Raw genomic sequence first — 14,608 nt, forward strand, 5'->3', positions numbered from 1 at the left:
GGACGAAGCGGTAGAGGCGGGGGTGGTTGCCGGTCCAGTGCACGACGGTGCTCATGATGTCGAAGATGATGTCCTCGACCGTCTTCGCGGGGTCCAGGACCATGATGTCCTCGAGTTCGGCCAGGTAGTGGTCGAAGATGAGTTCGCGGGCGCGGGCGTCGAGGTCCTCGCGGTTCTGGAACTGGCGGTAGACGACCGAGCGGGCCAGGCCCGCGCGGTCGGCGATCTGCTGGGTGGAGATCTCCGCGCCGGGATCGTTCTCCTCGATCAGGGCGATGAGGGCCTCGAGGATGGCGGTGCGGCGGGCCGTATTGTGCTCGTCCCAGCGCTGACCGCCCGAACGTCTGCGGTGCGGGCGCAGATGGGTGGGCGGTTTCACGGGATTCGACTATACGGCGGTGTTCACAGGGTGGACCGGCGGGAGGAACCGGGGGCGCATGGGCAGCGGTCCGTCGGGGCCGCCGGTGAAGGAGATCTGGCGGCGCACCCGCTCGGGGGAGACCGCGTCGAACTCCAGGTGCTGGGCGAAGGTGGCCACCACCAGGGCGGCCTCCATGCTCGCGAAACCCGAGGCCACACACATGCGTTTGCCCGCGCCGAACGGGATGGCGGCGCGCTTCTGCTCGCGGGCGAGGTTCTCGGGCAGGAACCGACTCGGGTCGAATTCGTCGGGCCGCTCCCACACCCGCTGGTGGTGGTGCAGGGCGTGCAGGATGACGGCGACGGTGGTGCCGGGCTTGATCCGGTAGCCGCCCAGCGTGTCGTAATCCTTTGCGGTCCTGGCCAATCCGATGACCGGCGGCAGCACGCGCATGGTCTCGGCGACCACGGCCTGGGTCCACGGCAGGCGCTCCAGATCGGCGGCGGTGGCGGGGCGATCGCCGAGCACCGTGCGCACCTCCTGCCGCAGCCGCTCCCGCGCCTCGGGATGCTCGGCCAGCAGCTGCCACACCCAGCCCAGAGCCGTTGCGGTGGTTTCCATTCCGGCCCCGATGAAGGTCATGAGCTCGTCGTGGATCTCCTGATCGCTGTAGCGGTAACCGGTCTCGGGATCCTCGGCGGCCATGAGCAGCGCCAGCAGATTGTCCTTGGCCGCTATGCGCCCGGCACGATGGTCGGCGATGAGCCCGTCCACCACCCGCTCGGCGTGCCGCAGATCCCGCATCGCCCGCGGCTCGACAACCCAGCCCGCTGCGCGCATGATACGCAGCGGCACACGGGAATTGGCAGCCTCGACACCTCCGCGCCGCTGCAGCATCCAGGCCGAGATGTTGTGCAGCGGATGGCTGAGATTGGTCATGAACCCGCGCCCGAAGAAGCGCAGCAGCCGTTCCAGTACCACCTCCGACATGGGCCCGGTGATCTCGGTGCCGAACATCGTCCGCGAGGTGACATCCAAAGTGAGCCGGTTCATTTCGGCTCCGACATCCACGATCTCGTCGGCCGCGGCCAGGGTCCGGATGCGCTCCACGGCGTCCTGCGCGGCCGCCACCATCACCGGCGCGAAGCCGTCCACATTGCGCTTGGCGAAGATCCCCTGCACCAGCCGCCGATTGCGTTGCCACTGTTCCTCATTGAAGTCGGTGACCAGTCCGCGCCCGAACGCCACCGCGAGCATGTCGTACTCGGGGCTCTTGGCGTAGTTGTTCTGATTGGTCACCAGCACCTGCCGCACCAGCTCCGGGCTGCGCACCACGACGAATCGCGCGAACGGCACCCGCGCCACGATCACATCGTCCGCACCGGGCAGGGCCGCCGCGTAATCGAGCACCGTGTGGTCACGCACCCGGGGAATCACACCGAGGGCCAGCCGCCAGGATTCCCACCATCCGATCTCGGTGTCGTGCCAGCGCAGGAAGGTCGGCGCCCACTTGGGCGGGTGCAGAGCTGTCGAAGATTCGGCCATATCGCGGCCCCCTTGCCATCATGACTATGAGACATGCTGTCCCACTCAAAGTAGTGAGACAGCATGCCCCAGTCAATGACCGAATGCGCCGCGAAAAATCAGTGCGTCCCGGCCGTGACCTCTTCCCGCTTACCCGCACCCCAGTGGTTGAACACCAGGTTCAGCACGAACACCACGATCACCGCCGAGGTGATCGGGCTGGCCGCGATCATCTGGAAATTGGTCGGGAACTTCGTGTAGATGTTCGGCGCCACCGCCGGCAGCAGCGCCACCGACAGCGTGACCGCGATGATCAGCATGTTGTTGGTCCCGTCGAAGCGCACCTTGTGCAGTACCCGCAAACCGACCGCGGTCACCATGGCGAACATGACCGTGGCCGCGCCGCCGACCACCGGACCCGGCAGCGCCGCGACCACACTGCCGACCTTGGGCACCAGACCCAGCGCCACCAGCATGCCGCCGCAGGCCGCGACCACCCAGCGGCTGCGCACACCCGTCAAGCCCACCAGACCGACATTCTCGGCAAAGGCGGTGTCGGGGAAGGAGTTCATGAATCCGGCCAGCACCGCGGACAGGCCGTCGGCGGCCAGACCGCGCGACAGATCGGCGGGTTCCAGTTCCTTGTCGACCATTTCGGCGACGGCGACCATATCCGCGGTCGACTCGGTGAAGGTCACCAGCATGACCACGCACATAGAGATGATCGCGCCGACATGGAATTCCGGCGCGCCGAAGGTGAACGGCTTGGAGATGCCGAACCAGGCCGCGGACCCGACATTCGACATGTCGACCAGATGCATGGGCACCGCCACCAGCGTGCCGATCGCCATGCTGATCAACACCGCCAGCTGGCTGATCAGCCCGCGCGCGAAGCGGTGGATGACCACGATCAGCGCGATCACCAGACCGGCGAGCGCGATATGCGAAATCTGGCCGTAGTCGGCCGCTTTCGGATCGTCACCGGCGATCAGCCCGGCATCCGCGCCGATCAGCGACAGCCCGATCACACAGATCACGCAGCCCGACACCAGCGGCGGGAAGAACCGCACCACACTGGCGAAGAACCGCGCGATGAGCAGGCCGAAAATGCCCGACACCAGGATCGCGCCGTACACGGTCGGCAGTCCGGCCTCGCCGCCGCCGAACTCCTGCGCGATCAGGATCATGGGCGAGACCACGGTGAAGGTGGCGCCCGCGACCACGGGCAGCCGCACGCCGAGGATCCGGCCGATGCCGACGGCCTGGATGACGGTGATGATGCCGGACACCAGCAGGTCGGCATTGACGAGCAGGCCGATGGTGTGGGGCGAGAGTTTCAGCGCACCGCCGACCAGCAGCGGCACCGCGACCGCGCCGGCGTACATGATCGCCAGGTGCTGCAGTCCGAGCAGCGCCAGCCGTGGCGCCGGGGGGATTTCGTCGACGGGATGCCGTGGCGGGGGTGGGTTCGCGTCACCGGTTTCGGGTTTGCGGGAGGGGCGCGAGAAGCGCATTTGCATGAGAAGCCTCCTGGAACACGTGGACTTCGACCCTGGGCAGGTCGCCGCCACGACCCGAATAATGGCGCAGGAAATACCTGTCCCGCAGCAGATTGTTCGATTGTCCAGCCGTATCGGCGTGGCCCCCGGCCCTATTCGTATTTTCCTCCAGAATCGGGCAGACGGCTGATATTGGCTTCTCTCCAGTTACCGGGGCGTGCCAACGCCCGAGACCCGATCGGGCACGCGCGGGCGGGCCAGTCGGGTCGGCCGGGTCCGCCCGCGCAGGGTCACCGATTCGCCCAGCCGCCAATGGATCTGCTCGCGGGTGCCCGCGGCGGCGATGGTGGTCGCGGAGGTCAGCACCCGCATCTCGTCGTTCTTGGCCAGCTCGCACAGCCGCGCCGCCTCATTGACCGCGTCGCCGATGACGGTGAACTCGTATCGGCGATGCGACCCGACATTGCCCGCGATCACCCGGCCCGCGGCCACCCCGATCCCGGCGTCGAACTCGGTCGCCGCGTACGCCAGCCGACGGCGAATACTGCGGGCCGCCATCAACGCGGCCCCGGCGGCATCGGAATGCGGTGCGGGAGTGCCGAATACGGCCAGCGCGGCATCGCCCTCGAACTTGTTGATCAAGCCGCCGCAGCGTTCCACCTCGTCGACCACGAGGGTGAAGAAGTCATTGAGGATGGCCACCACCTCGGCGGCCGGGCGGGTGGCGGTCATGGTGGTGGAGCCGATGATGTCGATGAACAGCGCGGCCGCTTCGCATTCGGTACCGCCGAGTTCGGGATCGCGGGCCAGGGCCACCTCGGCGACATCGTGGCCGACATGGCGGCCGAACAGGTCGCGCATCTTCTCGCGCTCGCGCAGTCCGGTCAGCATGTGGTTGAAACCGCTTTGCAATTCACCCAATTCGGTGCCGTCGTACACGGTGACGGCGACCCGCAGATCGCCCTCCTCGACGCGGCGCATGGCGGTGCGCACCGCCCGGATCGGCGCGACCGCCGCCGAGAGCGTGAGCATCATGAGCAGCAGCCCGAACACCAGCGTCGCTCCGCCCAGCGCCAGCACCGCGATCCCCAGCCGCTGCCGATCGGCCTGCCATCCGGCCAGCGCCAGCACCGCCACCGACATGATCAGCGCCACCGGCACACCGGTGCCCAGCACCCACACCACCACGGTGCGGCCGAACAGGCCCAGCCCGCGCCGCGGGCGCGACGGCGCGGCCTCGAGCACCCGCGCGGTGATGGGGCGCAGCGCGAACTCCGCGATCAGATAGCTGTTGGCGCACACCACGATCGCGCTGAATACGATGCCCAGCACCAGCTTCGGCACGAACGACAGATCCACGCGGGCGTACAGCGGCGTCAGTACCAGCAGACCGCCGAGCCACAGCAACGCCTGCGAGAAGACCAGCTTGCGGGGCAGGGCCGCGGTGGCCGCCTGCTCGGGGATGGTCGGCACCCGATCCGGTTCCCGCGACCAGCGCAGCGTCCGCAATCCGACCACCGAGCCCCACCACAGCCCGACCGCCAGTGCGGTGAACGAATACAGCGGCGCGGCGATGAAATTGAGCGGCACCATCGCGCGGGTCAGCAGTGGCGGCCCCGGTAGCACGAAGGTGATCAGCAGGGTGGCCACGGCCATGCCGGTCAGATTCGCCACCGTCAGCCCGACGGTGAGCAGGGTCTGCACCCGCAGCCGCTGCATCCAGGCCTGTTCCTCGGCCGGGCCCAGCAGCCGGGAACCCCACGGCGAGGGCCCCAGAGCGTCGGTCGAGACCTGGTCATCGGCCATAGTCGCAGCGTAAGGGGTGTGCCGGTGGAATCCCGGGACCGGCCCCTCGACCGGAGGGCGGGAACCGGGAGATCCCCCGGTCGCCGCGTCCGGTGGTGTCAGTGGGTGGCGGCGAGCTCCACGGCGTGGGTGCCCGCGCGGCGGCCGGAGTAGACGCAGTCGGCCAGGGACAGGCCGCTGACATACGAGTTCGAGCAGATGCCGACGGCGGCCCGGCCCGCGGCGAACAGGCCGGGGATGGCGGCGCCGGATTCGGTTTGCACCGCGCCGGACTCCTCGTCCACGATCAGGCCGCCGAGGGTCAGCATCGGCATCGGGTAGGTGAGCCGGGACTTGAACGAGATATCCAGCAGCACAAAGGGACCCGAGTGCAGGGGGCGGCGGATGTCGTCCGGCTTGCCCATCGGGTCGGGCAGGTTCTGCTGGATGGCGCGATTGTGCGCGTCCACGGTCTCGCGCAGCGTCGACGGCTCGATGCCCGCGCGGGCCGCGACCTCCTCGACGGTCCGCCCGGTCACACTGCCCATCTTCAGTAGCCGCTCGGCCTGCATGCGCTGGAACCACACCGACTGCTTGCCGATCTGCCGCCGCGCCTCGGCGGCCACCCCGGCGTCGATGAGCAGCCAGGCCCGGTGGCCCGGTGCGGTGGCGATGGCCTGGCCCAGCGCCGCGCCGTAGCGGGATTCGTCGATCATGCGCTGCCCGTTGGCATTCACCGCGATCGAACCGAAGAAGGCGCTGGGCGGGGCGATGAAGCGCCAGGTCGAGAGCACGTCCATGCGGCCGGTGGCCGCGCCCAGCTGTTGGGCCAGGGTGATGCCGCTGCCGTCGTCACCCGCCGTGCCCAGGGGCAGGCCCTCGTCCCACGGGTACTCGGGTGCGTAGTGCTTTACCATCTCGCCATTGGCGATGAAGCCACCGGTGGTGAGGATGACGCCGGAGCGGGCCTGGATTCGTATCGCGCGGCCGTAGCGACGCTCGATACGGTCCAGCAGCAGTTGCACCGCCTTGCGTAAACCCTGGTGGTACACACCGGGTTTCGCCGAAATCTTGGCGAGCGCGGCGAACCGGCGCTGCACCGCGAGCGGCGCGCCGCTGATCGTGGTCGCCTCGACTCCGGTCACCCGTCCGTCCTCGACCACGAGTTTCGTTGCCCTGGTGCCGATCTGGACGCGGACGCCGTTCTTCGCGGCGGTCGCGGCGAGCGGTCCGAACAACTTCTTGCCGGAGACACCGCGCCCGTGCGCACGGTGCCCGCGCTGGCGCGGTGTCGCCAATTCCCGGAAGCCGCCGGAATTTTCGCTGCCCGAGTAGTAGAGGTAGTAGTCGTCGGTCGGGTACGAGGTCTTGAACGGGCACAGCGACGGCTGGAACGGCACCCCGTTGCGGGTCAGCCAGTCGATCATGGCCGGCGACTCCTCGCAGAACCGCCGCAGCGTCGCCTCGCTCACGGTGTCGCCGACCTCGGCCCGCAGATACGCCAGCATGTTCTCGACGTCGTCCTCGACCCCGGCCGCCCGCTGCACCCAGGTGCCGGCGCCCGCGTAGACGATGCCGCCCGACAGCGCGGTCGCCCCGCCGCCCAGGTATCGGTCCAGCGCCAGCACCTCGGCCCCGGATTCCCGCGCCGCCAAGGCCGCCGCGACCCCCGCGCCGCCGTATCCGACCACCACGACATCGGCCGAAGAATCCCAGGTCCGCACCGTTGCGACCACCTTTCGCACGAAAAACCGGCTAGCACTGCCCGAATCGCCAGAAACTATAACGTGTTCTAGTTCACCACATCCTTCGCGTCGCGGCATGCGGGCGACCCGAATGCCGGTTACCGTCGGACGGGTGGCCAGCAAGTCAGCTCCGTCGATCGAGGTGGAGGTCGGCGAGCACACGGTGCGCGTGTCCAATCCGGACCGGGTGTACTTCCCGGAGACCGGGGCGACCAAGCTCGACCTCGTCCAGTACTACCTGAGCGTCGGCGACGGCATCGTCAACGCACTGCGGGACCGGCCGTGCATGCTGCACCGCTTCCCCAAGGGCCTGCCCGGCGGCAAGGTCCACCAGAAGCGAATCCCCGGCGGCGCACCCGACTGGATCCCCACCGTCCAGCTCTACTTCCCCCGCTACGGCCGCACCGCAGATGAACTCTGCGTCGACAAACTCGCCGACGTGATCTGGGCAGTCCAGATGTCGACCGTCGAGTTCCACCCCTGGAACTCCCGCCGCTTCGACACCGAACTCCCCGACGAATGGCGCATCGACCTCGACCCCATGCCCGACTGCCCATGGTCCCGAGTCCAACGAGTGGCCGAAGTGGCACACGAGGTCCTCGACGACCTGGGTGCCGTCGGCTGGCCGAAAACCTCCGGCGGCAAGGGATTACACATCTACGTCCGCATCGATCCCCGCTACGGCTTCCAAGACCTCCGCCGAGCCGCCCTGGCCTTCGCCCGCGAGGTAGAACGCCGCGCCCCCGAAGACGTCACCACCGCCTGGTGGCGCAAGGACCGCGACCCCGCCCAACTCTTCGTCGACTACAACCAGAACGCCCGCGACCACACCATCGCCGCCGCCTACTCCGTCCGCGGCATCCCCGAAGCCACAGTCTCAACCCCGGTGCGCTGGAACGAAATCCCCGAAATCCACCCCGCCGACTTCACCATGAAAACCGTCCCCGCCCGCTACGCCGAACTAGGCGACCTCCACGCCGGCATCGACGAAGCCGTCTTCAACCTCGACCCCCTCCTCGAATGGGCCGACCGCGACAAAATCGAAGTCGACCTCGACGAGGAAGGTGACTAGCCCCTCGACCGCGAATCAGCCGGCAAGGACTCACCAATGGGCTCGAGGCGTGACCGATCCCGAGCACGTGATCGAATACGCGGACGGTGAGGTCAGGCAAGAGTTCGCCATTGTCTACAACGCTAGCACCACCAGGACCAGCGCGACTCCCCATGGCTCGGCTGAATCCACGAGAATGCACTGGGGTGCAACCCTTCTCGTGATTTGCCTACCGGATTGCATTCTCGTCGCTTGCTTGTCGTTGGGGGGCGGACTGATATTTGCTACCAGACCCGAGTTTTGGGGGCGTGGGGGTGGCTAACGGCTGCATCGGATCATCCGACGAATAGGTCGGGAATGATCACGCGGGCAGGCAGGTCCGTGTGTGAGGGATATCGGATCGCCCGATGTCGCCGACCCTGACAGCTGACAGGAGTTCGATCACTCGTGCCGCGAATATCGAAGTCGTACAGTATGAAACGGGCCGCTGTGGCGGCTGCGGGGCTGGGCGTCGCCGCGACGCTCACGGCCTTGTCGGCGCCATCGGCATCCGCGACCGTCACCAGTATCGCGATCGCCCCCGCCTCCACTTTCGGCACTCACCGTTATGGGACGACCTGCTCGTACACCGTGACGGTGTCGGTCGACGACGACAGCCAGACCGTCTACTTCTTCGAAGAAGGCCAGGGCCCCAGTGGATTCGCCGAGGCGAAGCCCGTCGGCGGTGTAGCGAAGGCGACCTGGACTCCGTCGTCCACGAAGGTCACCTACATCTACGCCGTTCAGCCGAATGCCACGGCTCAGATCCGGCAACCCGTGGACATCGGAACCGGCATCAATGTCGGATCTGCCTGCCTCGCAGTCTGATTCACCCGACCCTTGACCCCATAGCAGTCATCGATCTTGTTCCGAGGAGTTTCGAATGTTCGTGAAGCGTGGAGTTCTTGTCGGCGCACTGATCGCTGCGGCGACCGTGACCGCCGCCGCCCCGGCCATGGCTTCCCCGGCCCCGCTCGAATCCCCCACTCCGGCTACAACCGAACCGGTTTCGGGCGGATGGTGCAACCTCGACCCCGCTCTCGCGCTGTGGTGCCTGATCGCCAGCCCCTCCGCGTAGCGCTCGCCTGACTAGAACGCTGGGACGGTCCGACCAACCCGACCGGACCGTCCCCGCAACGCACAACGCGGCTACCGGCGGCTGGATGCCGCCGGTAGCCGGGCGTTATGGGTGGGTCATCGCTTGATCATTGCGCCCAGGGCGGTGAGGGAGGCGCGCCGCTCGTAGGCGATCCAGACGAAGATCGCCGACAGCACCAGCGGGAACGGGGCCAGCTCCGGGGTCTGGGCCAGGAAGGCGTTGTAACCGGCGGCGAGGAACGTGACGATCGCCAGGCCGCTCGCGGCGGCGGCGGTCAGGCGGGGGACCATGAGGCCGATGCCGCCTGCGACCTCGGCCAGGCCGATGAAGACCAGCAGCCCCAACGAAATCGAAGCGGCGGTGTGGTTGTTGTCGATCAAGGTCTGGGGCATGACGAGCTTGGGGCCGCCGGAGGCGATGATGAAGAACAGGCCGAGCACGATCTGGAGGGTCCAGAGGACGCGGTTGCGGATCTTGCCGGGGTGGACGGTGGTGGTGGTCTGGGTGGCGGTGATGGCGGTCATTTTCCTGGTCCTTCTGGGTTGTAGCGCCGGGTTGGTAGCGCGTTCACCGGTTAGGACGGGGGCGGTTCGGAAAACTCATCGCCGCGATCGAAAGAATTTTTCAGAGATCGTCGGGGGTGATCAGGCCGTCGTGGATGGCTCGGGCTACGAGGGCTGCCTTCGTCGGGGCTGAGCGGCCCACCGAGGCGTACTTGGCTCGGATGCGTTCGAGGTAGGTGTTGACCGTGCCGACGGTGATGTAGAGCTGTTGGGCTACCAGGGCTTTGGATTCGGTTTGGAACCAGGCCAGGAGGACTTCGCGTTCTCGGTGGGAGAGTTTGGGGCGGTCGTCGGCGTCGGTGCTCATGGCTCGGGCCATGGTGGGGCTGAGGTAGGGGCGGACTTCGGCGGCGGCGTTGAGGGCGGCGATGAGGTGGTCGCGGCCTTCGGTTTTGGAGAGGTAGGTGACCGCGCCCAGGTCCAGGCAGTCGCGGACGAGGTGGGGTTCGGTGTGCTGGGAGTAGATGACTACGCGGTGGCCGCGGGCGCAGATGGTGGCCAGGGCGGTGAGATCGGGGGAGCGTTGGTCGAATTGGAGGTCGAAGACCACCGCGTCGAGGGTGCCTCGATCGGGGCCGGTCGCGGCGAGGAAGGCCGCGGGGTCGGGGTGGTCGGCGGCGACCTGGATGTGGGGGTCTGCGGCGGCGCACCAGCCGCGGACGCCGTCGCGGATGAGGGGGTGGTCGTCGACTATGGCGATGCGGATCATCGGGCTCCCTCGGGCTCGAAGCGGTGATGCAGTCGCGCCCAGAGCAATTCGCCGGCGGTGACCACCTCGGTGTGGACGGCGGGGTCGGTCAGGGTGGACAGTTGGTCGAGGGTTTCGATCGGGCAGTCGCCGAGCGCGCTGACCGTGCAGCCGGAGGCGTCGGCGGTCACCACCACGCGGGCGCGGGAACGGCTGGCGTCCAGCATGATCCGGGTCGCGGCCACCAAGTGTCCGCGCACCGCGTCGGGCAGTTCGAGTGCGGCGGGCGCGGTTTCGACGGTGACCGCCACTCCGCGCCGTTCGGCGGCGTCGATGCCGGTGCGCAAGTCCGCGAGCAGCGCATGCCCGACGCCGTCGCGCTGGGTGAACAGGCGGCGCAGCCGGGCGTACTCGGTGCGGGCGGCGCTCCGCACGCCCGCATCATCAGGGCTCAGGCTGCCGTCGGCCAAACCTCGTAGCAGCGGCGTGAATTCGGTCAGCAGTTCGCGATAGCGGCGCACGCACTCCTGTTCGTGCATGCGCGCGACCGCGTCGGTGGTGCGATGCCGCAGACGTTCCCCGTGCAAGGCGGCCGCCTGCGTGGCCGCGCGGTCGAGGGTGGCCGCGAACCAGGCGGTGAACACCTGCAGGAAGAAAATGGCGGCGGTGTGATACCCGAGCACCGTGAGGTTCTCCGCGCTCGGCGCGCGCACCAGGATCACCGCGCACACCAGCACCCACCAGGCGGTCAACGCCGACAGTGCCAGCCGCGGCGGCAGCCGAAAGCCGAGCGCGACCACGGCCCAACCGGACGCGCCGATCGACCAATTCGCGCCCGCGAGAACGGCATCCACCGGCAGCCACGCGGTGAGCACCAGCGAGGCGGCGGTCGCGAGGGCCATCAGCGCGAGGGTGACGGGCTCGCCGCGGCGTCGGATCAGCGCCGCCAGCGCACACCCCACATTGGTCGCGACCAGCAGCGCGTTCACCACCGTGGGCGGTGTGGCGGCCGCCGTGGTGAGCGTGGACTGCAGCAGGGTGTCCACCACGGCGATGCCCACCATGCCGTAGCCGAAATTCCTTCCGAGCCGCTCGATTCCGGTGTCGGCCTCGGACTCGTCGAACGAATCCGCTTCGGCGGCAGCGGGTTCGGTGGCCGGCCAGCTGAGCCGGACCTCGGTGCCGCGGCCGCGGGCGCTAATGATCTCGGCATCGCCGCCGACCTCCCGCACCCGCTCGATGATGGAGTGCCGGATGCCGTAGCGGTCCTCGCCGGGCGGCCCGTCGAATCCGATGCCGTTGTCGGCGATGACCAGGCGACCCGCTCCGGCAGTGATCACCACCTCGCTCGCGTGGGCGTGCCGGTCGACATTGGTGAGCGCCTCGCGGGCCGCGGCGGTGACCGTCCACGCCAGTGCGCGGGGAATCCGCAGCGGACCGGGTGTGCGCAGCGTGACCGGGGTGGCGCAGGCGGTGCTCAACTCCCGCAACAGCTTCGACAGGTCGGCCTCGGCCTCGTCGCCGGGCAGCGGGATGCCGGAGTCCAGCACGGTGAGATCGCGGGCCGCCTGCCGTGCGATGCGCTCGGGATCCGCGGCCGCGCCCTGTCCGACCATCAGCAGGGTGGCGGCCGCGGTGTCGTGCATGACCGCCCACTGCTCATGCTCGTAGCGCCGCCGCGCGGCCGCGACCCGGCTCGCGATGCGGGAGTCGGCGGCCGCGGTCACGGTCCGGTCGTGCACGGTCGCCGCACGCAGCACCACCCGGCGCACCCCGACGGCCAGCAGCCATTCGACCACCAGGTAGCCGACCGCGAGATCGGACAGGAAGCTCCACGGCGTGAGGCCGGGCGTCTCGCGATTGGCGTGGTAGAGCAGCAGCAGGATCACCACGGTCACCGCGGCCGACACCCGGACGCGTTCGGCGATGCCCACCGAGATGACCGTCGCGGCCACGACCTTCACATCGATGAGGTCCTTGGTGCCGATCCCGGACGCGGCCACGCTCGTGGTGCCCAGCAGATAGATGGCGACCACCGCGAGGTCGGCCGCGGTCCACCACGGCCCGAGCCGCCGGCCCCACAGCCGCGCCGCCGACCACACCGCCAGCAGGACGGTGACCGCGTGTCCGGGAGCCGGATCGGTCGCGCCGCTCGCCAGGTGCACGACGGTCAGCAGCAGGCAGGCCGCGTGCCGGAATCGGATGGCCAGCAACATCGCTTCCTGCGCGACCGCGGCATGGGTCGGTTGGGGGTCGCGCGGCACCCGGACACGGTACCGAAGCCGGTGCGGCCGAGCATGCGGGTCGCCGGGGCCGCTGTCCGTCGAACGTCCGACAGACAGACTTGTCCGGTTCCGGCATTCTCGACCGTGCGGAACGGTGTGCGGCTCCGGCCTGTACCGCTGCTGCGCCCGCGGCCGTTGGCGGGCGGGGAGCTAACGGCCGCCCGGGGCAGCGCCGACCAGCCGGAATGTGTTGCCGCGAGAACGTGTCGAAACCGCGATGCCGCCGCGACCCCGGCCGGGCGATCAGGCCGCCTCCGACGGCCTACGCTGTCGAGTGATTTCGAACAGGCAGTCCCTCCCTATCACGACGCAGTCTTAGGAAGAGGCCTCATGAGTAACGAAATCCTCCAGTTGGGTTCGTCCGCGCTGAGTATGACGAGCCAGGTCACCGGCATCATCGCCAATATCGTCGGCATAGTCACGGCCTTCATTCCACACTGATCCGCCCGCAAGCGTCCCTGACCTGCCCTTTCGTCCCGCGCTGAGTAGGCTTTCCGGTGAACGGGTATGCCACATGCACCGGCGCAGGAGGCGCGGGATGGAGTGGTTCATCGCACCGGAGTACTGGCTCGCTCGGCAGGTGGTCGAGCGCGGGGTCGCGGCCGTCTATGTGATCGCCTTCGTCGCGGCGGCCCGGCAGTTCAAGGCGCTGATCGGCGAGCACGGCATGCTGCCGGTGCCACGCTATGTGGCACGGCGGCCGTTCCGCTTGTCGCCCAGCGTGTTTCACCTGCACTACTCCGATCGGTTCTTCGCGGCCGTGGCCTGGAGCGGGGCGCTGGTGGCGGCCGCGCTGGTGGCCGGGGTGGCGGATCTGCTGCCGCTGTGGGCGGCCATGGCGGTGTGGCTGCTGCTGTGGGCCGCGTACCTGTCGATCGTCAATGTGGGCCAGGTCTGGTACTCGTTCGGATGGGAATCACTGCTGCTCGAGGCCGGATTCCTGGTGATCTTCCTCGGCAACGACGAGGTGGCCCCGCCGGTGCTGACACTGTGGCTGGCGCGGTGGCTGGTGTTCCGGGTGGAGTTCGGGGCCGGGCTGATCAAGCTGCGGGGCGATCGGTGCTGGCGGGATCTGACCTGCCTGTACTACCACCACGAGACCCAGCCCATGCCGGGGCCGCTGAGCTGGTTCTTCCACCACCTGCCCAAGCCGCTGCACAAGATCGAGGTGGCGTCCAATCATGTTGCGCAGCTGGTGATTCCATTCGGGTTGTTCGCGCCGCAACCCGTGGCGAGCATGGCGGCGGCGATCATCATCGTCACGCAGCTGTGGCTGGTGTTGTCGGGCAACTTCGCGTGGCTGAACTGGCTGACCATCGTGCTCGCGTGCTCGGCGATATCGAATCCCGCTGCGGCACCGAATATGCCGAATTCGCCGCTATGGTTCACGGTGCTGGTCTTCGCATTCGCCGGTATCACCGTGGTGCTCAGCTATCTGCCGGTCCGCAATATGCTGTCCAGCCGTCAGCGAATGAACCAGTCCTATAATCCTTTCCATCTCATCAACACCTTCGGGGCGTTCGGCAGCATCGACCGCGTCCGCTACGAGGTGGTGATCGAAGGCACCGAGGATTCGGTACTGACCGACCACACGCACTGGCGCGAGTACGGATTCAAGGGCAAACCCGGTGACCCGCACCGGCTTCCACGCCAATGGGCTCCCTACCACCTGCGCCTGGACTGGCTGCTCTGGTTCGCGGCCCACTCGCCCTCCTACGCCCGCCCCTGGTTCGGCGAATTCCTCGAACGCCTGCTGCGCAACGACCCGGCGACACTGCGCCTGCTGCGCCACAATCCCTTCCCCGACGCGCCGCCCCGCTGGGTCCGCGCCCGGCTCTACGAATACCGCTTCACCACCGTCCGCGAGCTCCTCGACACCCACGCGTGGTGGGTTCGCGCCGTGGTGAGCGAGTACGCGCCGCCGATTTCCTCGAGGCGCGCTCCGGTCGCGCGGCGGACATAATGCGGC

At 68.3% G+C, this 14,608-nt stretch carries 12 protein-coding genes; 4 read left to right on the plus strand and 8 right to left on the minus strand.

Annotated elements, in window-relative coordinates; genetic code table 11:
• From ACAM49_RS01250 to ACAM49_RS01270, 5 genes are all read right to left on the minus strand, one after another.
• Positions 1 to 379, minus strand: a 379-nt coding sequence (locus tag ACAM49_RS01250) for a TetR/AcrR family transcriptional regulator (protein WP_369633579.1), incomplete at its 3' end; no start/stop codon positions are given.
• Between the two features lie 9 nt (positions 380 to 388).
• A complete protein-coding gene (locus ACAM49_RS01255) occupies positions 389 to 1,906 on the minus strand; it encodes a cytochrome P450 (protein ID WP_369633580.1) in 1,518 nt (505 codons plus the stop codon).
• Between the two features lie 98 nt (positions 1,907 to 2,004).
• Positions 2,005 to 3,405: a nucleobase:cation symporter-2 family protein gene (locus ACAM49_RS01260; protein WP_369633581.1), complete on the minus strand. Its 1,401-nt coding sequence runs from the start codon at positions 3,403 to 3,405 to the stop codon at positions 2,005 to 2,007.
• A 186-nt stretch (positions 3,406 to 3,591) separates the two neighbouring features.
• On the minus strand, positions 3,592 to 5,190 hold the full coding sequence (locus ACAM49_RS01265) for an adenylate/guanylate cyclase domain-containing protein (RefSeq protein WP_369633582.1): 1,599 nt from the start codon (positions 5,188 to 5,190) through the stop codon (positions 3,592 to 3,594).
• A 98-nt stretch (positions 5,191 to 5,288) separates the two neighbouring features.
• Positions 5,289 to 6,905 carry an FAD-binding protein gene (locus tag ACAM49_RS01270; RefSeq protein WP_369633671.1) on the minus strand — a complete coding sequence of 539 codons (1,617 nt, stop codon included), beginning with the start codon at positions 6,903 to 6,905 and terminating at the stop codon, positions 5,289 to 5,291.
• A gap of 121 nt (positions 6,906 to 7,026) precedes the next feature.
• On the opposite strand from ACAM49_RS01270, the gene ligD reads away from it, so the two are divergent.
• The 3 genes from ligD (at position 7,027) to ACAM49_RS01285 (ending at position 9,082) form a co-directional block, all read left to right on the plus strand.
• The gene (gene ligD, locus ACAM49_RS01275) at positions 7,027 to 7,986 is read left to right on the plus strand and encodes a non-homologous end-joining DNA ligase (RefSeq protein WP_369633583.1); all 960 of its coding nucleotides are present in this window, start codon (positions 7,027 to 7,029) and stop codon (positions 7,984 to 7,986) included.
• 453 nt (positions 7,987 to 8,439) lie between these two features.
• On the plus strand, positions 8,440 to 8,832 hold the full coding sequence (locus ACAM49_RS01280) for a hypothetical protein (RefSeq protein WP_369633584.1): 393 nt from the start codon (positions 8,440 to 8,442) through the stop codon (positions 8,830 to 8,832).
• A 55-nt stretch (positions 8,833 to 8,887) separates the two neighbouring features.
• A complete protein-coding gene (locus tag ACAM49_RS01285; protein WP_369633585.1) occupies positions 8,888 to 9,082 on the plus strand; it encodes a hypothetical protein in 195 nt (64 codons plus the stop codon).
• 116 nt (positions 9,083 to 9,198) lie between these two features.
• Here ACAM49_RS01285 and ACAM49_RS01290 read toward each other — a convergent pair whose 3' ends face one another.
• The 3 genes from ACAM49_RS01290 to ACAM49_RS01300 form a co-directional block, all read right to left on the minus strand.
• Entirely contained in the window at positions 9,199 to 9,627 is a 429-nt protein-coding gene (locus tag ACAM49_RS01290; RefSeq protein ID WP_369633586.1) for a DoxX family protein, read from the minus strand.
• 100 nt (positions 9,628 to 9,727) lie between these two features.
• Positions 9,728 to 10,375, minus strand: a complete 648-nt coding sequence (locus tag ACAM49_RS01295; RefSeq protein ID WP_369633587.1) for a response regulator — start codon at positions 10,373 to 10,375, stop codon at positions 9,728 to 9,730.
• The gene (locus tag ACAM49_RS01300; protein WP_369633588.1) at positions 10,372 to 12,618 is read right to left on the minus strand and encodes a sensor histidine kinase; all 2,247 of its coding nucleotides are present in this window, start codon (positions 12,616 to 12,618) and stop codon (positions 10,372 to 10,374) included. Before ACAM49_RS01300 ends, ACAM49_RS01295 begins: the two co-directional genes overlap by 4 nt.
• Positions 12,619 to 13,177: 559 nt before the next feature.
• Here ACAM49_RS01300 and ACAM49_RS01305 point away from each other — a divergent pair.
• Complete coding sequence (locus tag ACAM49_RS01305) at positions 13,178 to 14,602, plus strand: lipase maturation factor family protein (RefSeq protein WP_369633589.1); 1,425 nt, start codon at positions 13,178 to 13,180, stop codon at positions 14,600 to 14,602.
• Positions 14,603 to 14,608 lie beyond the last annotated feature (6 nt).

The organism is Nocardia sp. JMUB6875 (assembly GCF_041154655.1).
Classification (GTDB): domain Bacteria; phylum Actinomycetota; class Actinomycetes; order Mycobacteriales; family Mycobacteriaceae; genus Nocardia.

Coding starts and splice junctions, on each gene's coding strand:
- ACAM49_RS01260 (WP_369633581.1), bottom strand. CDS start 3,405: ATGCAAATGCGCTTCTCGCGCCCCTCCCGCAAACCCGAAACCGGTGAC.
- ACAM49_RS01255 (WP_369633580.1), bottom strand. CDS start 1,906: ATGGCCGAATCTTCGACAGCTCTGCACCCGCCCAAGTGGGCGCCGACC.
- ACAM49_RS01280 (WP_369633584.1), top strand. CDS start 8,440: ATGAAACGGGCCGCTGTGGCGGCTGCGGGGCTGGGCGTCGCCGCGACG.
- ACAM49_RS01305 (WP_369633589.1), top strand. CDS start 13,178: ATGGAGTGGTTCATCGCACCGGAGTACTGGCTCGCTCGGCAGGTGGTC.
- ACAM49_RS01295 (WP_369633587.1), bottom strand. CDS start 10,375: ATGATCCGCATCGCCATAGTCGACGACCACCCCCTCATCCGCGACGGC.
- ACAM49_RS01265 (WP_369633582.1), bottom strand. CDS start 5,190: ATGGCCGATGACCAGGTCTCGACCGACGCTCTGGGGCCCTCGCCGTGG.
- ACAM49_RS01290 (WP_369633586.1), bottom strand. CDS start 9,627: ATGACCGCCATCACCGCCACCCAGACCACCACCACCGTCCACCCCGGC.
- ACAM49_RS01285 (WP_369633585.1), top strand. CDS start 8,888: ATGTTCGTGAAGCGTGGAGTTCTTGTCGGCGCACTGATCGCTGCGGCG.